Below are 24,729 nucleotides of genomic sequence, written 5' to 3'. Positions count from 1 at the left end.
TTGTTCTAATTTTAAGGGGGGCTTTAAGATGGCAAGAAGAAGTGATGTTATGTTGAGGGGGCCTGAGAGGGCGCCGCATAGGTCTTTATTTAAAGCCGATGGTTATACCGATATTGAGCTGAACAGGCCAATAATAGCTATAGCTAATTCATATAACACAATAGTACCAGGGCATGTGCATATGCAGCAGCTTGTTGAGGCTGTAAAGTATGGAATATACATGGCTGGAGGCACACCGATTGAGTTTAATGTGATAGGTGTTGATGATGGTATAGCAATGGGGCATTTGGGAATGCATTATTCATTGCCGTCTCGTGAGCTTATAGCTGACTCAGTAGAGACAATGGTTAATGCACACCCTGTTGATGGGCTTGTTATCCTGCCAGCTTGCGACAAGATTGTCCCCGGTATGATGATGGCAGCCGCAAGAGTTAATATACCAACGATTATGATCTCAGGCGGTCCTATGCTTGCAGGCAGGTTTAATGGCACAGATATAGATTTGGCTCAGGTTTTTGAGGGTGTGGGTAAGTATTTAAGCGGCCAGATAACAGAAGAGGAGCTAAAGAAAATAGAAGATATAGGCTGCCCTTCCTGTGGTTCGTGTTCTGGTATGTATTCTGCAAACTCTATAAACTGTATAAGTGAGGTTTTGGGTCTGTCTTTACCTGGAAATGGCACAATCCCTGCACCTATGGCGGCTCGCGTCAGGCTTGCAAAGATCGCCGGAATGAAGATAGTCGAGCTTGTAAACAGGGGTATAAAACCAAGGGATATAATGACCAAGGAGGCGTTTTACAACGCCATTATTGCCGATATGGCTATGGGTTGCTCAACAAATACGGTTCTTCACCTTTTGGCTATAGCGCAGGAGGCAAAGGTCAATTTGACATTGGATGATTTTGATAGATTTACAGACAAGGTGCCTGATTTGTGTGCATTTTCTCCTGTTGGACCTTATCATTTGCAGGATCTGGATGAAGCAGGCGGTATGATGGCTCTTTTGAATAGGCTTGAGCCTTTGAGACTTTTGAATCACGATTGCATAACGGTAAGCGGCAAGACGATTTATGAAAGTTATAAGGCTACAAGGGTTTACAGGGATGAGGTTATAAGGCCACTGGATAAGCCGTATTACCCAAGGGGAGGCCTTACAATCTTAAAGGGCAATCTTGCACCCGATGGTGCTGTGTTGAAGCAGTCTGGCGTTGATACATCGATGAATAAGTTTGTTGGAAGAGCCAGAGTGTTTGACTCAGAGGAGGAGGCACTAAAGGCGATATTTGGAAAACAGATAAACAAGGGCGATGTTGTGGTTATCAGGTATGAAGGTCCTGCTGGTGGGCCTGGAATGAAGGAGATGTTGCAACCTACAAGCGCCATTGCGGGAATGGGTCTGGATAAGGATGTGGCCCTAATTACAGATGGAAGGTTCTCAGGAGCCACAAGGGGTCTTTCTGTGGGCCATATAGCACCTGAGGCTGCAAGGGGCGGTCTGATAGGTTTGATTGAAGAGGGCGATAAGATAGAGTTTGATGTTGAAAACAAGAAAATGAATCTCCTTGTTGATGATAAAACGATCCAGGAGAGGAAGAAAAACTTTAAGCCAAAACCACCCAAGATCAGGGAGGGTTGGCTTGCAAGGTATGCAAAGATGGTTGGACCTGCAAGCAAAGGGGCTGTTTTAGAATACTAAATGGAGGTTGAGGCGTTGAAGAAATACAACCCAGCTGAGATAGAGACAAAATGGCAGAAGATTTGGGAAGAAAAAGGGGCGTTTAAGGCTAAAGATTTTGATAAAAAGCCGAAGTTCTATCAACTTGAGATGTTTCCCTATCCTTCAGGCAGGATCCATATGGGGCATGTGAGGAACTACTCCATAGGAGATGCTATAGCCAGGTATAAATTTGCGCAAGGTTATAATGTTTTGCATCCGATGGGCTTTGACGCATTTGGTATGCCTGCCGAGAATGCCGCGATCAACAATAAAACTCATCCGGCTAAATGGACATACTCCAACATCGATTACATGATTAAAGAGCTTAAAAGATTGGGGTTTTCATACGATTGGGATAGGCTTGTTATTACCTGCGATGAAAACTACTACAAATGGGAGCAGAAAATCTTTATAGAGATGTTAAAAAAAGGTATGGTTTATCGTGCAAAAAGCACGGTAAACTACTGCCCAACATGCAAAACTGTTCTGGCCAATGAACAAGTTGAGGATGGTAAATGCTGGAGATGCGGCGATGAGGTTATTCAGAAGGAGATGGACGAGTGGTTCTTAAAGATCACCGATTATGCTGATCAGTTGCTTGATGATATGGAGCTTATAAAGGATGGCTGGCCAGAGAAGGTTTTGATTCAGCAGAAGAACTGGATAGGGAAATCCAAGGGTGCTTTTGTTAAATTTAAGATAAAAGGCAGGGATGAGTATCTTGAGGTGTTTACAACAAGGCCGGATACGCTTTTTGGCGTTACATTTGTTAGCATAGCCCCAAATCATCCCAAACTGATGGATTTGGTCAGTGATGAACAAGTGAGTGTTGTTGAGGCATTTGTTGAAGAGTTTAAAAAGGTTGACAGGGATTTCTCTAAAGAAAAAGAGGGTGTGTTTACCGGGGCTTATCTGATAAACCCTGCCACTGGTGAGGAAGTGCCACTTTATGCTGCAAACTTCGTATTAATGGATTACGGAACTGGCGTTGTTATGGCCGTTCCTGCCCATGACCAAAGGGATTTTGAGTTTGCCACAAAATACGGTCTTAAAAAGAAGATTGTCATAACCACTGATGGTTTAACCAATAATCCGGATGAGCTTGATAAGGCATACACAGAGGTGGGTGTGTTGGTAAATTCAGGTCAGTTTGATGGCATGGATAACGAAAAAGCCAAATGGGAGATAGTAAAATGGCTTGAAGATAAAGGTTTAGCCAGGGTTGGTTATCAATACAGGCTTAGGGATTGGAATGTTTCGCGCCAGAGGTATTGGGGTGCCCCCATCCCTGTTGTTTATTGTCCAAACTGCGGCATAGTGCCTGAAAAAGAGGAGAATCTTCCGGTTAGGTTGCCTGAAAATGTTGAGATTACCGGCGAGGGTGGTTCACCTCTTGCCAAGGTAGATGAGTTTGTTAATACCAAATGTCCTGTTTGTGGGGCTGATGCAAAAAGGGAAACGGATACATTTGATACATTTGTTGAATCTTCCTGGTATTTCTTGCGTTATTGCTCGCCTAAATACGATAAGGCTATTTTTGATAAACAGAGAGCGGATTACTGGATGGATGTTGACCAATATGTTGGTGGAATCGAACATGCCGTTATGCATCTGCTCTATGCAAGGTATTTTACAAAGGTTTTAAGGGATTTGGGCTATGCCAACTCGACCGAGCCATTCAAGAGGCTTCTAACCCAGGGTATGGTTATAAAAGATGGCGCCAAGATGAGTAAATCCAAGGGTAATGTGGTTGACCCTGACGATATTATAAACCAATACGGAGCCGACACGGCAAGGCTGTTTATCTTGTTTGCTGCGCCCCCCGAGAAAGACCTTGAGTGGTCGGATGAGGGCGTTGAGGGTGCTTACAGGTTCTTAAACAGAGTCTGGCGTCTTGTTTATGAATACAAGGATTTAAAAGTTATAGATATTGATATAAATACAGATAGGCTAAAAGAGTTAAACTATATGATTCATTCCACTATAAAGAAAATTACCCAAGATTTTGAAAACTACCATTTCAACACTGCTATTGCTGCAAGTATGGAGTTTGTGAATTTCCTGTATGATTTCAAGCCAAAAACAGAGGATGAAAACGCGTTGTTTGCTAAAGCTATTGAGGTGCTTTTGATTATGCTTAATCCTATAGTTCCACATATCGCAGAGGAGTTGTGGCAACTAACAGGCCATGAAACATTGATAGCGTTTGAGCCCTGGCCTGAATATGATGAATCTGCAACTGTTAAGGATACTGTGACTATAGCCATAACGGTCAATGGTAAACTTAGGGATACATTGAGCCTTCCTCGGGGTATTGCAGAAGATGAGGTATTTAATAAGGCTAAAGAAAGCGAAAAGATAAGAAGGCATATTGATGGCAAAACAATAATTAAAAAAATCTTTGTTAAAGATAAACTTTTGAATATAGTGGTGAAATAATGAGAAAGATTGCATTGTTTGCTATTTTACTTTTTGTTTATGGATGTGCTTATAGTTTTGTGGGGCAAAACTCATCTATGGTGGGGAACATAAAGAAGGTGTATGTTGAGGATGTTGTTAATCGAACCAATGAACCCAATCTTCAAGTGTATTTGCGTGGAGATTTAATAAGTACGCTTGATTTGGATTCGAGGGTTTCTGTTATAGGAAGAAAAGATGAAGCGGAAGGTTTGCTTAAGGTTTCTATAGTTAAATACGATGTGGAGCCTATATCATACTCCAATAGCGGACTTGCTTCGAGATATAGATGCAGCATAGTTGCATCTGTTAATCTCTTAAATAGCGATGGCAAAGCTTTTATTAAGAATAGAGAGGTTGAAAGCTATAGGGATTTCAATGCTGAAAGTAGTGTAGATGCTACAGAAAAGGCTAGAAACAATATATCAAAGGATGTACTTAAGGATTTGGCTGATAAGATTAAAGAATTGCTTTTTGTGGATTTTTAGTTATGATTTTTCTTATTAAATGGGCTATTAATACCATAGCTTTAGGGGTTGCCGCTATAATTGTTAAGGGTGTTGTTATTCATAGCATCGTTGCGCTTGCCGTTGCATCCTTAATAATAGGCTTTCTCAATGCATCGCTAAAGCCTATTATGATTATTTTAACACTGCCTTTGAATATACTCACCATGGGGCTTTTTACGTTTGTTATAAACACCATTATGATTCTGATCACATCGCAGATTGTTAGGGGTTTTGATGTAAGTGGCTTCTGGGCTGCTTTTGTTGCTTCCCTGTTTATGAGTTTTATCAGTTTTATTTTGAGTATATTTGTAGGAGAATGATAGCATGTGTGAAATACCATCTTTGAAGATAGGTGATAAAGAGGCTAAATATGCCATAGTTCAGGGGGGGATGGGTGTAGGAATATCCTTGTCGTCTTTAGCCAGCGCTGTAGCTAAAGAGGGTGGTATAGGTGTTATATCTGCTGCTGAAATTGGAATGGTGGACGAAAAAGACTTTATGAAGCACCCTCAACAGGCCAATGAGAGGGCTTTAAGAAAAGAAATAAGGAAGACTAAAGAGCTTTCAGGAGGAGGAATTATAGGCGTTAACATAATGGTGGCTATGAGTGAGTTTGAGCATCTATTTGAGGTGTCGGTTGAAGAGGGGATAGATATTGTCTTTGCCGGTGCTGGCCTGCCGCTTGATGTGCCGCATGAAAAGCTTAGGAATAGTGATACGAAGTTTGGAGCTATTGTATCATCAGATAGGGCTTTGAAGTTGATATTTAGGTATTGGGATAGACATTACAAGGATGCCCCAGACTGTGTTGTTGTTGAAGGCCCAAAGGCCGGAGGTCATCTTGGTTTTAAGCCCCAGCAGATAGATGACCCTAATTTTGCTCTAGAGAAGCTTTTGCCTCCGATAATAGAAGCTGTTAAGCCGTATGAGGATAAATACGATAAAAAGATACCTGTAATTGCAGCAGGTGGTATATATACAGGCGAGGATGTATACCGCTTTATAAACCAGATAGGTGTAGATGGGGTGCAGATGGGTACCCGTTTTGTTGCAACATATGAGTGTGATGCCGATATAAAATTTAAGGAAGCCTATATAAAAGCCAAAAAAGAGGATGTGGTAATAATAAAAAGCCCGGTTGGATTGCCGGGAAGGGCTATAAGAAATAAGTTTTTGGAGGATGTTGAAAAGGGGAAGAGACAGCCGTTTAAGTGTATATGGCAGTGTTTGAAGGGATGTGATTATAAAAAAGCCCCATACTGTATAACACAGGCGCTTGTAAATGCTCAAAAGGGTAGGTTTGCAGGTGGGTTTGCCTTTGCCGGTGCTAATGTTTACAGGGTGGATAAGATAGTTTCCACAAAAGAGCTATTTGACGAATTAAAAGAGGGATACGCAAAGGCCTGCAACAGCCATTAATCCAATAAAGATAAAAAAGAGGGTATATGAAGACCGATAAAATAAGAAATGTAGCTATTATTGCGCATGTTGATCACGGTAAGACCACGCTTGTTGATGCTATGCTTAAACAGAGCGGGCTTTTCAGGGAGAATCAATTTATTCAAGAAAGAATGCTTGATAATATAGACTTGGAAAGGGAGCACGGCATAACCATAAGGGCAAAAAACTGTGCTGTGAACTATCAAGGAATCAAAATAAATATAGTTGATACGCCAGGGCATGCTGATTTTGGGGGTGAGGTTGAAAGGGCGCTATCAATGGTTGATGGCGCTATTCTGCTTGTGGATGCCGCAGAAGGCGTCTTGCCTCAGACGCGATTTGTTTTGGGTAAGGCATTGAAACTTAAATTGCCTATAGTTGTTGTTTTGAATAAGATAGATAGAAAAGATGCCCGCCCTGATGAGGTTTTGAATGAAATTTACGATCTGTTTATAGATCTGGATGCAAATGATGAACAATTGGAGTTTAGTTATCTTTACTGCATTGCAAAGCAGGGTATAGCAAAGTTTGACCTGAATGATAATAACAGTGATTTAAAACCTCTGTTTGACACCATAATAAAGGATGTGCCACCGCCTGATATGGATGAAAACAAGCCTTTTCAGATGCTTGTTGCAGATGTTTCATATTCGGATTATTTAGGTAGGCTTGCTATAGGCAAGGTGTTAAACAGAAGCCTAAATAAGACAGATGAGCTTGTCCTGTTTTCTAAAAATAACCTAAAAAGACCATTTAAAATTGCTAAATTAGAGGTTTATGAGGGGTTGGGGCTAAAGGATGTGGATAGCGTGGTTGCTGGGGATATAGCCATTATTGCGGGAAATATTGAGGATATAACCATAGGCGATGTGATAGGTTCATTTAAGATTCAAAAACCTATAGTTGGCTTGAGGGTTGATGAGCCAACGGTGGCTATGCGTTTTTCACCGAATACTTCACCTTTTGCATCCAAAGAGGGTTCGATAGTTCAGGCAAATAAGATAAAGGATAGACTGTTTTTAGAGGAGAAGCGCAATGTTTCTTTGAAAGTTGAGCCCACAGATAATCCGGATGAGGTGATAGTAAAGGGAAGGGGTGAGTTGCAGCTTGTTATTTTGATAGAGGCTTTAAGAAAAGAGGGCTATGAGCTAACAGTAGGGCGGCCTGAGGTTATCCTAAAGAAAGAAAATGGAAAGGTGTTGGAGCCTATTGAGCATGTATTTATAGACTGTAATGAGGAGTTTATGGGTGTAATCACCAGCAAACTGCAGCTTAGAAAGGGTAGGTTGGTTAATATGACCAACAAGGGTTCAGGCAGGATCAGGCTTGAATTTTTAATTCCAACAAGGGCGTTGATAGGCTATAGGGATGAATTTTTAACCGACACAAAGGGCACAGGGATTATAAGCAGCTATCTTGAGGGTTATGAGGAGTTTAAAGGCGAGATTAAAAGAAGATTCACAGGCTCTTTGGTTTCAGATAGAGAGGGTGTTGCGACTGCGTATGCGCTTTTTAATCTTCAGCCGAGGGGAAGGTTGTTTATTGTTCCGAATGATAGGGTGTATGAGGGGATGATAGTGGGTGAACATAACAAAGAGAACGACTTGAATGTAAATCCCACCAAAGAAAAGAAGCTTTCCAATATGAGGGCTGCAGGCAAGGATGATAATATAATCTTAGCACCCATAACACCGATGGGCTTACAAAGGGCTATTAACTTCATAAAAGAGGATGAGCTTGTTGAGATAACACCTAAATCTATAAGGTTAAGGAAGAAGATTTTATCGGCACAAAAAAGAAGAATGACAGAGCATAATAGGATATGAAAATATATATAGAAAGTTTGGGTTGTCCAAAGAATACAGCAGATAGCGAGTATATGTTGGGTATCCTAAAGACCAAAGGGTGTATAATAGCAGATAGGCCAGAGCAGGCGGATGTGTTAATGGTGAATACCTGCGGTTTCATTGAACCTGCAAAGGAGGAGTCGATCGATACCATACTTGAACTTGCCCAACTTAAGAAGAATGATCCATCAAAAAGGCTTATAGTTTGCGGTTGTCTCTATGAGCGATATAGGCAGCAGCTAAAGGAGGAACTCCCAGAGGTTGATGGTTTTTTAGGTGTAAATGAACTGGATAGGATCTCCGATGTTGTTTTGGGAAGATCCCATAATCTAAAAAAACCTTATATCCATAGGCATATTATTGGACCAAAACACATAGGTTATCTTAAGATTGCAGATGGTTGTTCCAATAGATGCACATTTTGCGCTATACCCTTGATCAAGGGCGGATTTAAAAGTAGAGGTATAGATGAACTTGTTGAAGAAGCTGAGGTGTTGGCTGATAAAGGTGTTAGAGAGCTTTATATTACCGCCCAGGATACAACGGCTTATATGTTTGAGAAAAATAGGAAAAATGCCCTTGTTGAGTTATTAAAAAAACTTGATGAAATAGAAGGCTTGTCTTGGGTTAGGCTTATGTACACCTATCCAAGCTATGTAACGGATGAGTTGATTGAGTTTATGTCAACCGCCAGGCGGATTGTCAGATACATAGATATGCCGTTTCAGCATGCATCGGATAGGGTTTTAGATGATATGGGGCGGGGCTATACAGTAAAAGATATGGAAAAATTGACAGATAAACTAAGGTTGAAAGTTAAAGGGGTGGCAATACGCTCAACATTTATTGTTGGATTCCCGACAGAGGAAGAGAAGGATTTTGATAGGCTTTTGGATTTTCTTGAATACAATCAGCTTGATTGGGCTGGTTTTTTTAAGTATTACCACGAAGAGGGTACTCAAGCATTTAAGAATTTTTACGATATGGATGAAGAAACCAAAGATGATAGGCTTATAGAGGCTCAGAGTCTTGCCTTGTCGATTACAGAAGGCATAAATGAGAAGTTTGTGGGTGAGGTGCTTGAGGTGATAGTGGATGAGCCTGCAGAGGATGAGGGATATTGGATAGGGAGAAGTTATAGAAGTGCCTATGAAATAGATGGTGTTGTTTTGATAAAGGCGGATAACCTAAAACCTGGTGATTTTGTTAAGGTTAAGATAGAAGAGGTTAGCAATCAAGCCGACGTTGTAGCCTCTTTAGTTTAATGTATGCTAACTAAGTGTCAGGAAGGTCTCTTACGTGTACATCCAGTTGTGGGAATGGAATTGCAATGCCATTTTCATAAAGCGTTTTATATATAAGTTTTAAAAATTTTGATGATGTTCTTCGGGGGTATATTAAATCTATTCCGCTTACCCAGACATCCAAATTAAAATCAACACTGCTACTATTCATTGCTATCATAACAACCTGAGGCTTTTTTGTTGAACTGTCTTTAACGAAATTTAAATCACTTTTGTTTAATGCCTCTAAAACTATCTTTTCAACTCTATCGAGATCCGTTCCGTAGGCTACACTAAACGGTATTCTGAATCTACGCGTTCTCTCTGTAAGTGTCCAATTGATAACGTTGCTCTGGAAAAGCGTTTGGTTAGGAACAACCACCTCGATGTGGTCATTTGTTAGTATGGTCGTTGATCGAATTTGAATATCTTTAACAATGCCTCTGAGATTATCTGAAATCTCTATATAATCACCTACCCTTATGCTGCTTTCAAGCATTAGTATTATTCCGGCAATAAAATTAGACACTATGTTTTGCAGGCCAAAGCCTACACCTACAGATAAAGCTCCCAGTATGACCGTGAAAGAAGATAGGTTTACGCCAATCGTACGTAGAGCTATAAAAAAAGTTATTAGGATTATGATATAGTAACCGACATTAGAGAGTATTATCTTTGTTGAATCAGCTATGTTTCTTGATAATCGGGCGTTTCTTACTTTAGTCTTATAAGTTTTACCAACCTTTATTCCTATAATGAAAATCACTATGGATAAAAAAAGGCTTAGTATGCTTATTTTGCTTGAAGCTATGCTAAACAGGGGTTTTGTTATAAAGTCCCATATATTTGATATTATCTGTATTGCGGCCTGCTTTGAGTGATTCATAAACATTCTAAGGTTTCCTATCTTTCTCTTTTCAATATACAGGATAAGATTATTTTCTTCTTGGACTAAAGCTAAATACTCTTTATCATTAATTTTTCCCATCCATATATTTAAATCTTTGCTAAAACCTGTTTTTCCATTTTTTATTCTATGGAGATAAATTAACATGTAATTGTCTATAATCTTTAATACAATGCCGTCTTTTGATTTAATAATGTTTTTTATGGTTTTCTGCGTTTTATTTAGGTTTTTTATGTCGTTTGTAAGCGTGAGCCTGTCGTTTTCTATGCTGAGTTGTTGTAGTTTTTCCTCTAATTTTGAGTACTTCACTTTTAATTTTTCTATTTCATCCTTTAAGGGTGCGGGCTCGAATTTCACTTTTAGAAACAGGTTGTATAGGAGATTTTTCCATTTGGGAAAATTAGCACTCAAAAAGTTTGCCCTTTTTGCTAGTTTGTCTTTGGTGAGTATATACATAACATACTGCAATTGCAGTATTTGTAAATTCTTATCGGTATTCTTAGCCTGATTTATACTTTCTTCCAAAAGCTTTAGTTTTTTATCTATTTGAGTTAGTTTGTTGTTTATAAACTCGTACTCCAAATGTAAGCTTGCTATATATTTAAGTAGCTTTAGAAAAGCAAGTTGATCTTTTGTATTTATATTTTGGTTTATTTGTTGGTATTGTTTATCTTTAGATGATACGATGTTTATAAGTGTAGATAGAAGTGTTCTTTTGACTAAAAAATCCTGTGTGTTGGGTGTATTATTTAGCATACTTTGGTATTTTTCAATTAGTTGTGCCCTTGTGCCTTTAAAGAGATTTTGATCTATGCTCGCTGCCTGGGAGGCTGAAAAATTTATTAGCAAAACATATAAGAAAAAAATTAATACACTTCTACACTTAGAAAACATATCTCCATTTTATATTATTGTTTATTGTTGTGGTAGAAAAAATTTTAGCGGCGGGCCGTAAACTTTGTGGCCCATTTCCTTTATTTGTTGGTAGGTTTATGTTTGCGATAGCGGTAAAAACCATATTTAATTTTGCATGCTTTCAATTCTTGGAAATCATTGGATTTTTCAACACACGTTTTGTAGCCTTCTAATCTTTTTAAGTATTTTTCTGTTTTTTCTATTTTTAGATCTGTTTTTTTGAGCACTCTTTCCTTATAGGTTTGAAATCTTTTGGAGTTTGAATTTGTGGATGCTGCATTGGCCGGAAAAGATAAGACAACAACTGTTAGAAAGAAAATAGAGAAACCTGCAATTGCTTCCTTTGCTTTTAAATACATTTTTGCACCTCCACTTAGTTTGTTTTCATGTTTAAGCAATATATAATATTCATATCATACTAATGTCAAGTAAATTTATTTTTGGAAATTGATATGTTTTACAAAAAATAAAGAAGGTAAGTGATCCACACATACTTACCACCTCTACTAAATATATAAAGGTTCACAAACTTACTCAACCATTCATAAGGGTAGCCTGCTACCCTTATGATATCTTCCAGTAGTAAGGTTGGAAACCTTACTATGTTTTCAGATATCATAGCTTTTGTTGATTTCAGTTTCTCAAAAGGCGTTAGGCCGTTCATGTTTTAGCTATGGGGATACAGGCAGGAAGTTATTGAACATCTGCAGGGTCGGGGCCTCGACCCTCGGCACAGGAAGCGTAAGACCCAATCATCTCGATCCCTCATCTTGCAGGGCAGCTTCCGCTTTAAAGCCAGAATCCCCTGCCTTTAGGTATGGGGAGTAGGTCAATCTGTTGAGGGTATTTGTCAAGTTTCCCGCATTGCAATGGGGGAAATCCGCTCAAAAAAACTTGACAAATACTTAAAAAGGAATTAAGTGTTACAATAGGAGCGGAAGGAGGTGTGAGAGATGTTGTGGTTTGTAGCTGTCATCTTCACGATAGTAGCGGTTATAATCGGGGTAAAAAGATGGAAAATGGCTAATGATCCTATGTATGCTGTAGATGTAAAGAATAGAAAAGCGTGGGTGAGAGAGGTGAGAGAGAATAGTAGACTTATAAGTGATAGTGAGATAGAAGATATTAGTGAGATAGGAGTAAGAGACACTCTTATGGATGATGTAGCTTATAACCCTGCCTTCGAGTTTCATAGATTTTATAACACAAAATACTACTAGGCGGGGTTACCCTGCCTTTTAAGCCCTTTTGGTAAATTTTGTTACCTCATATCCAGATTATCTGGCGGCGTTAGGTTTTCCTTCTTAGACTCATCTGGGTTTATGCTTTCCTCTCCTTTTGAAGGTTGATTGCTACCAGCAGCGAAAATACCGGCATGTAGTATACGATCAGTGTTGTCGGCATTGTTGCTACCCACATGTAAGTGAGTAACTGGTTTTCCTATACCTTCCAGTATAGGATCACTGTTTTGATTTCTGCCTGATAGAGTATGACCCAAATCATACAGGTAGGACTTCATAGCTCCTGCTCCATTGTCCCAAATGCCTTGAATCTGCCTTGCAGGGCCTGACCCCTGAGCGTGAGTTTCTTTGATGTTGTTGGTTACGCCAGAAAGTCCCAATAAATTACTTATTCTTTGTATGTCATTGCTTTTAATTGCGTCGGTTAAGTTTTTTACAAAGACTCTTGCTTTGGTTACAGCATCACCCGTTGCACCGTATTTGTCCACTATACTCTGCGCTTTGGAGTAGATGAGTTCATCCACCTGCTTACCAGTGATGTTGAGGCCGTATCTTTTATCAAGAAGATCAGATATTCTGTCACTTACAGACCCATCAATACTACCCTTTACTCCATAATCTGCAATAAAAGGAATCCCACCATGAACACTACCATAGACAGAAGCATTAGCCCGTCCTTCAGTCGCTATAGATCCTTGGTGCGTATCAGTCATTCCTGTATCCACTTCTCCACCCACATACTTCAGCATCGCCCCGGCTAATGCACTTGTTGCAAAGGCCTTTCCTCTCTGTCCGCCTACAGTTACAAGCTTCTCTATATCTTTATTAGCTCTGTTGATGAGAGATTTGTCGTTCGAAACAAGAGCCTGTGCAATCTCTGGCTCAACGACCTACTGACTAAATGCTCTTGCAGCCTCTATCTGAGACATGTTTTCCGGTGTACTGTAGAATGCTTTATTAGACTTATAAAGGGCATTCAATTCCCCGCCTGCAAATGCACCCAGATCGTAAGCAACTTCAGGTGTGGGTGCAATATTTAAGTTCTTTGCAGTGCCGTACATCTCTTTGTTAACATTGGCAGCAACAAGATTCTGGAATGGAACTTTCTCAAGGACATTTTCAAGAGCAAAACTATCAGCAGATATTCTGATCTGCTGCATGCTTTCCATGTCTCTAACAAAATCAACCTCACTTCCCTCATAACCCCAAGACTTCACTTTTCTGTAAGCATCTTTCAAAGCTTCAGCAGCACCAACTTTGTTTACTTCACCCCAAAAACCAGTCATATCTAATAGTTGTTTTTCAGTTATATGTAGCTTTTCTGCTAATTTTTTCAATCCGTTTGCTGCACCAGTAGGTATAGCAAGCTGGACAAAAGCTGTATTAATTGCTCGCTCATCGCCATAGTCGTTTAAATACCTCTCTAAACCTTTTGTATTATCAGCGCCATACTCCCCGTGAATATCTGAAAATTTATCTGCTCCAACATTTACATTGCCATCGCCAATCCTTTTGGCTGTATTGATCTGCGTTCCTGTTGTCATCTGCCTCGTTACCGCTCCTATATCTCTAACATTCGTGCCCGACTGTTTTGCAATTGCTGACAGCTGCTCTGTGGAGCCTATGTTAAACTCCTCGCCTATTCTACCAACTCCTGCTGCTTCTCCTGTCCCGCTATACGCAGTAGGACTTAAAATATTTTTGTGTCTCCCCCACAAACCTACTAAAATGGAGTGGGGTTTAATGAACTGTTCTAATGAACTCTGAAATTAGGCTAAGTATGGAGGAGCTTTAAGAGATGAACAGAAAGATGCTTAAGGAGATAATCTCAAACATGGATATGGATGTAGTAAAGGAGTTGGATGAATACGGAAAGAATAAACTGGCCACCCTAATGGAAGGACTACTTATTGAGATAATGGGTAAGGAAAGATACGAGTACTTACTTGAGAACCCAGAAGACAAAGGCAATGGAACCTACAAAAGGAGCCTAAACACAGGCCTTGGTAAACTGAATTTGGATGTCCCAAGAACAAGGAGCGGAAACTTCCGCTCTCATCTTCTCCCTCCCAAATATCAAAGGTATGATGAAAGCTTTGAGGATTTAATCTTCTCCTTCCTAATCAATGGAGACTCAAAACAGGAAATCGTGCACAAGATGAAATTGAGAGGACTGGATTTTAGTGAAAAAGCATACGATGAGATATTTGAATACATAAAGACACAGATGCTTGAATTTAAATCCAAAGAACTTCAGGAAAACTACTATTTTCTATACATAGACGCCTATCACTGTATGGTAAAGGATGAAAAGGATAAAAGGGTAAAGAGAGCTGTCGTTTACACTGTTGTAGGGATAGACACAAATGCTCAAAAAACACTCCTTGGATATTACTCATTCTTTGGTAGTGAGAACAGATCCACCTGGATGGAAGTATTCCAGGATTTAATCAACAGGGGAATGAAAAGGGTCTTAATGTTCATCTGTGATGATTTCAACGGAATCTCAGAGGCAATAAGAGCCTTCTTTCCTTACTCGGATATTCAGAAATGCACAGTTCATGCATCAAGAAACGTATACAAGCATATGAAAAAGGAGGATGCCTCATATGTGAACAAAAAGCTCAAGGAGATTAAATACTCCTGTGATACCTTTGAAAAAGGGATAGAGATTTTCAAAACAGAGATAATTGACAGATTCAAAGACCAATACAAGACCTACACCAAATATTTAGACTCAAGAAAAGAAGAACTCCTTGCCTTCTTAAAGTACCCTGAGGTAATAAGAAAGTACATCAATTCAACAAACACTGTTGAATCTGTACATTCATCCTTTGAAAAACAAAGGCTAAAGAAAGGAGGGTTCTTCCAGTCCATGGATATCCTAAATGTTGCCCTTTTCATTGCAACAGATAAATTACACAAAACCTGGAATGTTAATCCTCTGATTAAGGCTAAAAGATATGAACTGAATCAGATGTTTGTTGCTAAGTTTGGGAAGGGAGTTGAAGAGTGAGGAGGGATTTGGTATGATGAGAGAGACACAAAAATTAGGGGATGTCTCCGAATAGGACAAAACCATTGAGAATATCCAGTACTTTACTTTCTTTTTTCTTCTGCTATTATAGAAATAACCGGCATAGCCGAAATCTACTTGGGCTTCTTGGCCAGGTGGGCTTATTAAGGGGATGAAGGGCTCACCTGGCTTTAGCTTCCTGATGTAGCGTTTCACAGAGCTATAGCTTACATTTAGACTATGCTTTTCTTTTAACTTCTGGTGGATTAAAACAGCGGAGAGACCACTTTTTAAATACTCCATGATTTCATCCTTGTATGGATCAAGGATACTTTTCCTTTTGATGGTGGGTGTTTCAATCTCCCCACTTTCTACCCTCTTCTTAATCTTTCTGACTGTTTTCCTGTCAATCTTTAGCTCTCTTGCAATCTGTGAGACATTTTTCCCAATACTCAGTAGTGCTTTTACCGAGTAATACATACAAACCCCCAACAATTTTATTTACCCTCCATCTTTTAAAAAGATTAGGGCATGCTACCAAAAGGGTGGGGAATTTATAAGCCCTTTTGGTGGGGAGTTTATTGTAGCTTTAACAGTGAAAACTATTTTCTCATTTACAACCTCTTTACTGTAGTTAAGTTTCAATGCCTCATAGGTAGAGTGAAAACAAAAAAACTTTGAATGCTGGGGGTGCGCCTTGCTTACCTTAAGAGAACTTAAAAACATGACCAGAAGAAACCAATTCAGCGATTATTTGCCTTATCTGGCTTATGATGAGGATTTAAAGCTTTACTACAACCAGGACGACACGATAGGTTATATTTACGAAGTTACTCCCCGTTTTTTTATGGGGGAGACAACTATAAACATGCTCAAAAGCTTATTGTCTTTAGTTCCTGATGACTCTGTTGTTCAATTTATTCTCTTTGCTGATCCTTATGTTAAACCAATACTTGATATTTATAAAAATTTAAAAACCCGTCAGTATGACATAATTAACCTTGCTGTTGAAAGGTATGCTGATTTCTGGCTTGAGGGAGCAGAAAAAGGCATAAAGCAGGCATCTGATATTCCTTCAAGGTATTTTCGTTCTTTTATTGCCATTAAAATTCCTGTTAAAAAAGCCAAAGACCTTGACTTAGACGCTTTTAAATACAATGCAACAGAGATACTCTCAGGCGCAAGGCTTAATCCGAGAATTCTGCCTGTCAGTGAGTTGCTTGACACTCTAAGACGCCTGTTTAACGACAGGGTTATTGTTGGAAAGGGCTACGATGACCTAAAGCCGATAAACAAGCAGATTATCACCTCCGAAACGGTTATTCAAGCGGGGCTATCAGATATACATGTCGGTAATAAAATCTACAAATGCACCACACCTAAGCTTTTCCCGGGTGGCTCGGACGGTTTAAACACGTTTATAACCAACCAGCTCATCGGTGGTATCTGGGGTGTTGCATCCGATGCCGAACAAATCATCACGCCGTTTATATTTACCCTCAACGTTTACCCCCCTTTCCGCACCCAAACCTCTATTTTATTTGACCAAACCCAAATGCACAGAGTAAAAGAATGAAAAGGGTCTTAGAATAAACGGAACAGAAAATGCTTACATCTCCCTCTAAAAAGAGGGGGTATTTAAATGTTACAACAAAAAGCAGTTATCAAGAACATGGATCACTTAGGACTAATAGCTGGTATGATAGACGAACTAAAGATAGCAGAAACCATAGATGATGAAATACCATCATCAAGCAAATCAAAGAACCTAAGCTATGGCGAAGCAACAAAGGCAATGATCCTTAACGGTCTTGGTTATGTCAACAAGCAACTCTACCTAACTCCTCTCTTCTTCAAAGACAAACCACTAAAGAGATTATTCGGAAGGGATGTTGACTTCTCTTGGTTCAACGATGATGCACTTGGTAGAACATTAGATAAGCTCTTTGAATACGGCGTAAGTGAACTGTATGAAAAGATAGCAAGCAGGGCACTCAAAATACTGAACCTTACACCCTCTACCATACACTTAGACAGCGCAAGCTTTCATCTTGACGGTAAGTATCCAAACCAAAAGACGAAAGAAGAAAAAGAAAAAGAAAAAGGAAAAGTAAAAGAAAGAAATGGAAAAGAAGAAAAGGGAAATAACAGTGAAGGAAAATGGGGAAAAGGAGGAAAAGAAGAAGAGTATGAGCCAACCCCAGTCTTTATCACCCAGGGATACAGCAGAGACCACCATCCAGAGCTCAATCAGGTGGTTTTAAATCTTATAGTAGAACACAAAGCAGGCATTCCCATATGGATGAAGCCTGCAGATGGTAATAAAATAGATACACAGGCATTTGCCAATATAGTAAAGGAGCATATTAACTCTTTAAAGAATGCTAATAATACAAAGACAAAGGTGATAGCCGATGCAGCCCTCTTTAGTTCTAAAACAATGGAAGAGTTTAAGAAAAACAACATGCTTTTCATCTCAAGGGTTCCATCGAAACTAAAACAGGCAAAAGAGATACTCAAAAACCACAATGAAGAGGAATTTATTCAGCTTGATGAGAACTATCAGGCTATCCAGTACACAGTAGATTATGAAGGAATGAAACAACAGTGGGTTTTATACAAAAGCAGTTATGCTAAATCAAGAGGGGACAAAACGATAAAGAAAGAGTATCAAGAAAAAGAAAAACAGGAAACAAAACTCATTGAGAAATTACAAAAGAGAGCATTTTTCTGTGAAGCTGATGCAAGAAAAGCATTTGAAGAAAAAACAAAGAAGTTAGAATGCATAATGATATCAGAGGCTAAACTCATATCAAAGCCCAAATACAAAACAAGAGGACGACCAAAACCAAATGCTAAACCAGACCACTATGAATACTACTGGATTATAGAGACCAAGCCAAATGAAGAATACCTAAAACAAAAACAGAACCAAAAGAGTGGCCTTTTTATCCTTGCAACCAATGATATGACACTGTCTGCCAAGGAACTGCTTGATGAGTATAAATCTCAACAGAGAATAGAAAGGGGCTTTAGGTTCTTAAAATCACCAGAGTTTTTAAGCGATGCCATGTTTCTAAAGAACCCAAAACGCATTGAAGCAATGCTTATGATAATGACACTCTCTTTGCTTGTCTATTCTGCCTTGGAATACAGAATAAGAAGTGAGCTTAAAAATCAAAACAAATCCTTTCCCAATCAACTTGGCAAACCCATTCAGAATCCCACTGCAAGATGGGTGTTTGAGAACTTCTTTGCTATACATCTACTCTTACTTAATGGGCAAGAGCAGATTGTTGGGTTGGAAAACAAGCATAGGCTGATATTGGAACTATTGGGTAGTAATTATATGGGGTTTTATGGTATAAATGGAGAAAGAGGTGCGGAATGAGGGATATATGGACGATTTCATAATTCTTGCAGATACAAAGGCCTATTTATGGGGTTTACTTGAGAAAATAAAGGGCTTTTTATCAGGCCTTAAGTTAAAACTAAATCCAAAAACGAGCATATTTCCTATAGAAAGAGGAATTGATTTTGCTGGCTATCGCACTTGGGCAACACATATACTGCCAAGAAAAAGGAATGTAAAGAAATTTAGACGTAAGGCAAAATGGATGATGAAAGCGTATGCCGATGGAAAGATAGATTTAAGCTATATAAAACCCAGATTAATGAGCTTTCTTGGGTATATGAAGCACTGTTGCGCGCAAACAACCGTGAGGATTATACTTGAGGAGTTCAGGGTTGTTAGGGGAGAATGTCAATTTTTTTCGGAAAATTGACATAAAAAACCAGCCAAAAGCATCGAAAAACACGCTGAAACTTTTCCAAAGTTATGTTTCCAATTTCTCATGTTCATTTCCAAAATTTCCCATTTTAAATTGCAATGAATAAATAACTTTCGTGGACACCTTGAATTTCACCAACAAAAAAAGCCAACCTCAGCCTTGCCGAGATTGGCTTCAGATTAGGCTTTTCTTTGGTAGCGGGGGGAGGATTTGAACCTCCGACCTTCGGGTTATGAGCCCGACGAGCTACCAGACTGCTCCACCCCGCGTCAAGCAACGCTCATAAATATAGCCATTTATTTTTAAATGTCAAGATTTTTTTGGTGAATTTCATCTTTTTTAATATAATTGATGCAGCTATGTGGTTTAATGGTATGTTATTGAGGCGTGTTTTTTATATTGTTTTGCTGTTTTGTTCTATTAGTTTGGTTGGGCTTGCAAATGACAAGATTGTGTCTTTAACGCCGGCTGCAACCCGTGAAATCATTATGTTGAAAAAAGCTGAGGCGCTTGTGGGTTGTAGCAGTTATGGTGTTTTACCGAATGGGCTTAACATAAGACGTGTTGGAAGTGTGGTTGGTGCAGATATAGAAACTATTCTAAAGCTCAAGCCCGATTTAGTTATAGTTAGTTCTCTTATGAACCCAAACGATATAAATAAGATGAGCTCTCTTGGATTGAATGTTGTGATTTTTAATAGCCCCAAAAGCTTTGATGATATATGCAATCAGATGCTTAGGCTTGCTAATCTGATAGATAGGGAAGACTTGGCCAATCGTATAGTCAAAAGAGCCAAGAGAATGGTTTTTAAGATCAAAAAGGCCACAGAAGAATTGAATAAAGTCAAGGTGTTTGTTCAGATAGGCGCAAATCCTGTGTTTACAGCAAACAAAGATTCCTTTATAAACGATTTTATAACATTTGCTGGCGGTATCAATATAGCTGCCAATGTCAGAAATGGGATATATTCACCTGCTGAGGTTATAAGGAGTAATCCTGATGCTATCATAATATCTCAAATGGGTTTTGATGGTGTAAAGCAGGCTAAAAGGTGGAGGCAATTTAAGTTTTTGAATGCAGTAAAGAACAACAAGATCCTGATTCTGGATGATTATAGCCTGTGCAGTCCAGACCCTTTGTCTTTTGCCAAAACACTTCTTAAGATAGCCAAGTTTTTGCATCCTGAGGTGGACTTTGAAAAACTCGATTAAGTATGCATTGTTTCTATCTTTTTTGGTTGTCTCATTTGTTGCTTCTTTAGCAAGCGGAGATAGCGGTTTTTCTTTAAAGGAACTTCTGTTAGGTCTTAAGGGCTCAAATATCGATCATGTTATACTGTTTAAACTAAGATTACCGCGCGTTGTTTTTGGGTTTTTTGTTGGCGGTGCTTTGAGTGTTTGTGGTGTTATACTTCAGGCACTTTTTAGAAATCCTTTAACAGAACCCTATACGCTTGGGGTTTCCGGCGGTGCTGCTTTAGGTGTAGTGATAAGTTCTTTGTTTAATCTTGAAAGATTTGCACCGTTAAGTGGATTTTTAGGTTCTATGTTTATTGTTTTGACCATTTATGGTTTTACTATAAAAAAGGGTAGGTTAAGCCTTGATAGTATGCTGCTTGTAGGTGTTATGACAAGCTTTATATCGTCATCTTTAGTGTTGTTTATAATGGCTTTGTCGGATCCGCAAAAGCTACATGGCATAATATTCTGGATGATGGGCTCCCTCCAATGGCCGACAAATTTTGCTTTATGGCTTGTTGGGCTCTCATCGGTTAGTGTGGCTGTTATAGCCTTTTTGTTTAGCTGGAATTTGAATGCTCTCTCTATTGGGGAGGAGGATGCTTTGTATCTTGGCGTAGATGTTGAGACAACAAAGAGGGTTATGTTTTTTATTTCTTCTTTGGCTGTGGGGATTAGTGTATCTTTTGCCGGCATTATAGGTTTTGTTGGTCTGGTTGTGCCGCATTTCTTTAGGATAGTGTTTTCTCAAGATCATAGGTTTCTTGTTCTGCTTTCTTTCTTTGGGGGAGGCGCATTTTTAATTCTTTGCGATGCCATTGCAAGGAGTGTTGTAGCACCTGTTGAGTTACCTGTTGGTGTTATAACAGGAATTATTGGTGGTTTGGCTTTTATCTGGGCTTTTTTGAAAACCAGGGAGTTTTCTTGATGATAGAGGTAGAATCTGTTTGTTTTACCTATGGAAATAAGCGGGTTCTTGAGAATATTAGTTTTATTGTAGAAAATGGGAGCTTTTTTTGTATAGCTGGGCCAAACGGCGCAGGCAAATCAACGCTTGTAAAGATTGTAGGGAGGGCATTGAGGCCTTCCTGTGGTTTAGTTAAGCTAAAGAGTAAGGATATATGGTCTTTTGATGCCAAGAGTTTTGCTAAAGCTGTTGCGATGATACCCCAGTCTCCATTTTACAATTTTTTAAGGATTAGAGAATTTGTTCTCACCGGTAGAATACCTCATTTTTCTGTGTTTCAATTTAGGCAAACAAAAAAAGATAAAGAAGCTGTAGATACAGCTTTGAGTTTATGTGGCCTTGATGGCTTGGCTGATGAGTTTATGCACAAAATCAGTGGGGGTGAAAGGCAGCTTGTTTTTCTGGCTAGGGCTTTGGCTTCCAATCCAGAGGTGCTGATTATGGATGAACCTCTTTCAAATCTGGATATAAACAATCAAGAGAAAATTCTGTATTTACTTAAATACCTTAAGGTGAAATTTGGGTTAACTATAGTGGGTGTTTTGCATGATTTGAATATTGTAAGTGAATTTGCCGATAGAGTCTTAGTGCTAAAAGATGGGCAGGTAAAAGCTTTAGGTAAACCTTCAGAAGTTATAAACGGCGAACTTATAAATAAGGTATATGGGGCTAAAAATGTGGAGGTTTTTAAAAAACCCCAAAACTCAAACCCGTTTGTTTATATAGCAAATATTTAATTATCTTCAAGTTTAAATGTTACAGCCAAAACAACATAGGCAGGAAGTTTAATTCTGGCACTTTTTAATATATCAGCTGGTATAGGGGATGAACTCTTCAATATTTTCAAGGCAGCTTTGTTGAGTTCTTCATAGCTTTTCTTTATTGTGTTTATGTGTGTTATTGTTCCGTCTTTCTTTATGTAAAAACTCAAGTTTACTCTACCTTCTTCTTCTTTGTATATAGCAGATATTGGGTAGAATTTATGAGACGATATCCAATTGAATATAGATGGGTATGAGTTTTTAGATATAGCCTTTGGTTTTTCTGATGTGTTAATTTGATTTGTTTCTTGGGGTGTACCAGTGAACTTGGTGTTATTTTTTAGGCGATTCCCTGATGTGGTGGTTTGCATTACTTTATGCATAGCACTTTTTGTTTTTACTAACTTCTCTGTTTTTTGTACTGCTTTTTTATGTGGACTTATGTGAGAATAAGATAAATGTTTCTTTGTTATTTTTTTTGATTGATTTTGTATTTCTTTAGCTGAGTACTTTTGTTTTACAATTGGATCGCGGGGGTGAATTTTGGCAAGCGTAGCTGAGAGAGCTACTTGTTTTTTGCCTATTTTTGGTTTTGCGGGGTAGATTAGGCTAACATTATAAACTCTCCAACTGTTTGGCTGAATAAGTATAGGCATTGGCCTAAGCAAAAAGAGCAGCACAGCTGCTCCATTTATAATTAAAGAAGCAACTGTGCTAAGGAAATGGTAGCCAAAGCTATTAGAATTTATATGAAACCTTTGCAAAGACGCTTCTTGGGAGCGTTGAGTATCCATAGATTTCCTCATAAAACCTATTGAAGATGTTTTTTGCACTTACAGATACTTCTAAGTTTTTAATGGGCTTGTATAGAACTGTAAAGTCAAAAACGGCATATTTGCCTGTTTGATGCTTGTGGTTTGCATCGTCGTATCTTTTGCCTATATACCTGCCATTTAAGGTTGTAATAAGTTTATTGCCTATAGGTTTTAACGTTACATAGCCTGCATAAACCCTTAAAGGAATTTTTTTTGCTTGATTGCCTGTATCTGGATCTTTACTTGCAGTGTATGTATAGTTTGCGCCTATTATGAGAAAGCTTATTGGGTTGGATTTTATGCCTATTTCAAAACCGTCCGAGATAGTTTTACCTTCTTTCTGGGTGTATTTCCATGTTGTCATGTCAAATCCTATCCTATCTTTTATTATGTTTTTAAAATATGTTATTGATATATTTGTTTTATATGGCAGGGTTTGTACTAACCCAAAGTCCCAGTTTTTTGATTTTTCAGGATTTAAGTTTTCGTTTCCGTAAGATGAATAGAGCTCATATATACTCGGTGCCCTGAAGCCTGTTCCGTAATTTGCCTTCAAAATTGTGTTTGTTTTATCTATTAAGTAATTTGCGCCCAGTTTGTATGTAAAGTGATTGCCGAATGTTGAGAAATGATCTTCCCGTGCTGTTGCTTGAATAATTAGGTTTTTTATACTTTGTTCAATCTCAAGAAAATATCCCACGTTATATTTTAGCTTTTTAATAGCAGGAGGAGAGTAATCTTTGCTTATGTCTACTTTATATTTCTTGAAATCGATATCTGTTGTAATTTTAGTATTTTTCAGAGCTTTGTAAGTCATCAACAAGCTTCCGCCCCACTTCCTGCTTTTAAAATATTTATTATACCACCAAGAGGGGTCAATGGATTTATTGTATCTTAGATTTTGCATATAAAATATAGATGGTTTTATTGATATATCTTCTAACTCTTTCTCTAAATATAATTTTGTCATAAAGAAGTGCGTTTCGTATCTGTAACTCTTGGCTGTTGGTGTTTCATTTGAGTCTGCAGAGTCATTTGCGGGAGAAGCATAGTCCATATAGTTTCTTGTTTTATAACCGAGTATTGTTGTTCCTATTTTCAAGGAGTTGTCAAATTTATATTCAAGTCTTGTATTGAATTGAGTTTGGTGATATGAATCGTCCTCATCACCTCTTGAATAGGAATTATCGGTGTTGAGTTTGTCCATTTTTGATATGCCGCCTGTATCAAACCTCATTATGTTTACATAAAAGCTTAAGTTGTTAACTATACCGCCAGACTCTATCGATTCTTTATAAGTATCGAAAGAACCAACCTCTTGTGAGTATTTCAGATGGGGTTTGCCTTTGCCTCTTTTTGTTATTATATTAATGACTCCACCAACAGCACTGGAACCGTATAAGCCGCTTTGGGCGCCTTGAACGATTTCTATTCTACTTATTCCATCTGGGGTCAGATTGGCAAAATTGTAATATGGCTGAGTTTTAGATGGATCAGACACATCAATTCCATCTATTAAGGTTTTTGTGTAATATGTTGGTAATCCCCTCATGTAAACGCTTGTTTGTCCTCCAAATGCGCCATTTGATGTTAAAGATAATCCTTCTATTTCTTTTAAAGCATCTTTGATGTATATAATCTCACCATCTTTTAGTTGTTTTGATGTTATAACGTTAACCTTGGATGGGGTTGTTGCTATCTTTGCCTGTGTCCTTGTTGCTGTAACGACTATTGTATTATCTAAACTATCCGCGGCATGGGATGTGTTAACAAATAGTAAAACTGCGCAGCTAAAAGCCAATATTCTTTTTAAGCTCATTTTTAC

General features: G+C 38.6%; 22 protein-coding genes, 1 tRNA gene and 1 pseudogene. 15 read left to right on the top strand and 9 right to left on the bottom strand.

Annotated elements, in window-relative coordinates:
* Window positions 1-28 precede the first annotated feature (28 nt).
* Genes ilvD through rimO form a run of 7 tightly spaced genes read left to right on the top strand, consistent with a single transcriptional unit; the run spans window position 29 to window position 9,235 of the window.
* Complete coding sequence (ilvD, locus tag HIPMA_RS06040) at window positions 29-1,696, top strand: dihydroxy-acid dehydratase (RefSeq protein ID WP_013682167.1); 1,668 nt, start codon at window positions 29-31, stop codon at window positions 1,694-1,696.
* A complete protein-coding gene (leuS, locus tag HIPMA_RS06035) occupies window positions 1,697-4,156 on the top strand; it encodes a leucine--tRNA ligase (protein WP_041324013.1) in 2,460 nt (819 codons plus the stop codon). It begins immediately after the preceding gene.
* Window positions 4,156-4,662, top strand: a complete 507-nt coding sequence (gene lptE, locus HIPMA_RS06030) for an LPS assembly lipoprotein LptE (RefSeq protein ID WP_013682165.1) — start codon at window positions 4,156-4,158, stop codon at window positions 4,660-4,662. The genes leuS and lptE overlap by 1 nt, the downstream gene beginning before the upstream one ends.
* Window positions 4,663-4,664: 2 nt before the next feature.
* Entirely contained in the window at window positions 4,665-5,003 is a 339-nt protein-coding gene (locus tag HIPMA_RS06025; protein ID WP_013682164.1) for a phage holin family protein, read from the top strand.
* 4 nt (window positions 5,004-5,007) lie between these two features.
* Complete coding sequence (locus HIPMA_RS06020; RefSeq protein WP_013682163.1) at window positions 5,008-6,102, top strand: NAD(P)H-dependent flavin oxidoreductase; 1,095 nt, start codon at window positions 5,008-5,010, stop codon at window positions 6,100-6,102.
* 26 nt (window positions 6,103-6,128) lie between these two features.
* The gene (gene typA, locus HIPMA_RS06015; protein WP_013682162.1) at window positions 6,129-7,949 is read left to right on the top strand and encodes a translational GTPase TypA; all 1,821 of its coding nucleotides are present in this window, start codon (window positions 6,129-6,131) and stop codon (window positions 7,947-7,949) included.
* A complete protein-coding gene (gene rimO, locus HIPMA_RS06010; protein ID WP_013682161.1) occupies window positions 7,946-9,235 on the top strand; it encodes a 30S ribosomal protein S12 methylthiotransferase RimO in 1,290 nt (429 codons plus the stop codon). The genes typA and rimO overlap by 4 nt, the downstream gene beginning before the upstream one ends.
* 10 nt (window positions 9,236-9,245) lie before the next feature.
* On the opposite strand, the gene HIPMA_RS09195 is transcribed toward rimO, so the two are convergent.
* The 3 genes and pseudogenes from HIPMA_RS09195 to HIPMA_RS05995 all read right to left on the bottom strand — a co-directional run.
* Entirely contained in the window at window positions 9,246-11,054 is a 1,809-nt protein-coding gene (locus HIPMA_RS09195; RefSeq protein ID WP_013682160.1) for a mechanosensitive ion channel domain-containing protein, read from the bottom strand.
* 80 nt (window positions 11,055-11,134) lie between these two features.
* Window positions 11,135-11,434: a hypothetical protein gene (locus tag HIPMA_RS06000; RefSeq protein ID WP_013682159.1), complete on the bottom strand. Its 300-nt coding sequence runs from the start codon at window positions 11,432-11,434 to the stop codon at window positions 11,135-11,137.
* A 98-nt stretch (window positions 11,435-11,532) separates the two neighbouring features.
* Window positions 11,533-11,742: pseudogene (locus HIPMA_RS05995) on the bottom strand (IS481 family transposase); the annotation flags it as partial.
* A 286-nt stretch (window positions 11,743-12,028) separates the two neighbouring features.
* Between HIPMA_RS05995 and HIPMA_RS05990 the strand changes: the two are divergent.
* Entirely contained in the window at window positions 12,029-12,295 is a 267-nt protein-coding gene (locus tag HIPMA_RS05990; RefSeq protein WP_013682158.1) for a hypothetical protein, read from the top strand.
* A gap of 41 nt (window positions 12,296-12,336) precedes the next feature.
* Here HIPMA_RS05990 and HIPMA_RS05985 read toward each other — a convergent pair whose 3' ends face one another.
* Entirely contained in the window at window positions 12,337-13,065 is a 729-nt protein-coding gene (locus HIPMA_RS05985) for a hypothetical protein (RefSeq protein ID WP_013682157.1), read from the bottom strand.
* Between the two features lie 141 nt (window positions 13,066-13,206).
* Window positions 13,207-14,034: a hypothetical protein gene (locus HIPMA_RS05980; protein WP_013682156.1), complete on the bottom strand. Its 828-nt coding sequence runs from the start codon at window positions 14,032-14,034 to the stop codon at window positions 13,207-13,209.
* 80 nt (window positions 14,035-14,114) lie between these two features.
* On the opposite strand from HIPMA_RS05980, the gene HIPMA_RS05975 reads away from it, so the two are divergent.
* Window positions 14,115-15,332 (top strand): IS256 family transposase, encoded by a 1,218-nt coding sequence (locus HIPMA_RS05975; protein WP_013681092.1) that lies wholly within the window; start codon window positions 14,115-14,117, stop codon window positions 15,330-15,332.
* On the opposite strand, the gene HIPMA_RS09415 is transcribed toward HIPMA_RS05975, so the two are convergent.
* On the bottom strand, window positions 15,234-15,812 hold the full coding sequence (locus HIPMA_RS09415) for a helix-turn-helix domain-containing protein (RefSeq protein WP_041324010.1): 579 nt from the start codon (window positions 15,810-15,812) through the stop codon (window positions 15,234-15,236). The two genes, HIPMA_RS05975 and HIPMA_RS09415, sit on opposite strands and share 99 nt — an antisense overlap.
* A 217-nt stretch (window positions 15,813-16,029) precedes the next feature.
* Here HIPMA_RS09415 and HIPMA_RS05960 point away from each other — a divergent pair, with 217 nt between their 5' ends.
* The 3 genes from HIPMA_RS05960 (at window position 16,030) to HIPMA_RS05950 (ending at window position 19,117) form a co-directional block, all read left to right on the top strand.
* Window positions 16,030-16,908 (top strand): conjugal transfer protein TraC, encoded by an 879-nt coding sequence (locus HIPMA_RS05960; RefSeq protein WP_013682155.1) that lies wholly within the window; start codon window positions 16,030-16,032, stop codon window positions 16,906-16,908.
* A gap of 66 nt (window positions 16,909-16,974) precedes the next feature.
* Complete coding sequence (locus HIPMA_RS05955; protein WP_013682154.1) at window positions 16,975-18,723, top strand: IS1634 family transposase; 1,749 nt, start codon at window positions 16,975-16,977, stop codon at window positions 18,721-18,723.
* A 7-nt stretch (window positions 18,724-18,730) separates the two neighbouring features.
* Complete coding sequence (locus HIPMA_RS05950; RefSeq protein WP_052297331.1) at window positions 18,731-19,117, top strand: RNA-dependent RNA polymerase family protein; 387 nt, start codon at window positions 18,731-18,733, stop codon at window positions 19,115-19,117.
* Window positions 19,118-19,315: 198 nt separating this feature from the next.
* On the opposite strand, the gene HIPMA_RS05945 is transcribed toward HIPMA_RS05950, so the two are convergent.
* Window positions 19,316-19,392, bottom strand: a tRNA-Met gene (locus HIPMA_RS05945).
* A gap of 54 nt (window positions 19,393-19,446) precedes the next feature.
* On the opposite strand from HIPMA_RS05945, the gene HIPMA_RS09410 reads away from it, so the two are divergent.
* From HIPMA_RS09410 to HIPMA_RS05930, 3 genes are read left to right on the top strand one after another with little or no spacing between them, the layout of a single operon-like run.
* Window positions 19,447-20,334: an ABC transporter substrate-binding protein gene (locus HIPMA_RS09410; RefSeq protein ID WP_013682153.1), complete on the top strand. Its 888-nt coding sequence runs from the start codon at window positions 19,447-19,449 to the stop codon at window positions 20,332-20,334.
* Window positions 20,318-21,289 carry a FecCD family ABC transporter permease gene (locus HIPMA_RS05935; protein WP_013682152.1) on the top strand — a complete coding sequence of 324 codons (972 nt, stop codon included), beginning with the start codon at window positions 20,318-20,320 and terminating at the stop codon, window positions 21,287-21,289. The genes HIPMA_RS09410 and HIPMA_RS05935 overlap by 17 nt, the downstream gene beginning before the upstream one ends.
* On the top strand, window positions 21,289-22,065 hold the full coding sequence (locus HIPMA_RS05930; RefSeq protein WP_013682151.1) for an ABC transporter ATP-binding protein: 777 nt from the start codon (window positions 21,289-21,291) through the stop codon (window positions 22,063-22,065). The genes HIPMA_RS05935 and HIPMA_RS05930 overlap by 1 nt, the downstream gene beginning before the upstream one ends.
* Here HIPMA_RS05930 and HIPMA_RS05925 read toward each other — a convergent pair.
* Together HIPMA_RS05925 and HIPMA_RS05920 are read right to left on the bottom strand one after the other, a co-directional pair.
* Entirely contained in the window at window positions 22,062-22,769 is a 708-nt protein-coding gene (locus HIPMA_RS05925) for an energy transducer TonB (RefSeq protein WP_169309474.1), read from the bottom strand. The two genes, HIPMA_RS05930 and HIPMA_RS05925, sit on opposite strands and share 4 nt — an antisense overlap.
* A 58-nt stretch (window positions 22,770-22,827) precedes the next feature.
* Window positions 22,828-24,723, bottom strand: a complete 1,896-nt coding sequence (locus HIPMA_RS05920) for a TonB-dependent receptor plug domain-containing protein (RefSeq protein WP_013682149.1) — start codon at window positions 24,721-24,723, stop codon at window positions 22,828-22,830.
* Window positions 24,724-24,729 lie beyond the last annotated feature (6 nt).

Origin of the sequence: Hippea maritima DSM 10411, assembly GCF_000194135.1 — a bacterium.
Taxonomy (GTDB): domain Bacteria; phylum Campylobacterota_A; class Desulfurellia; order Desulfurellales; family Hippeaceae; genus Hippea; species Hippea maritima.
This window is presented reverse-complemented; position numbering and strand designations above follow the sequence as displayed.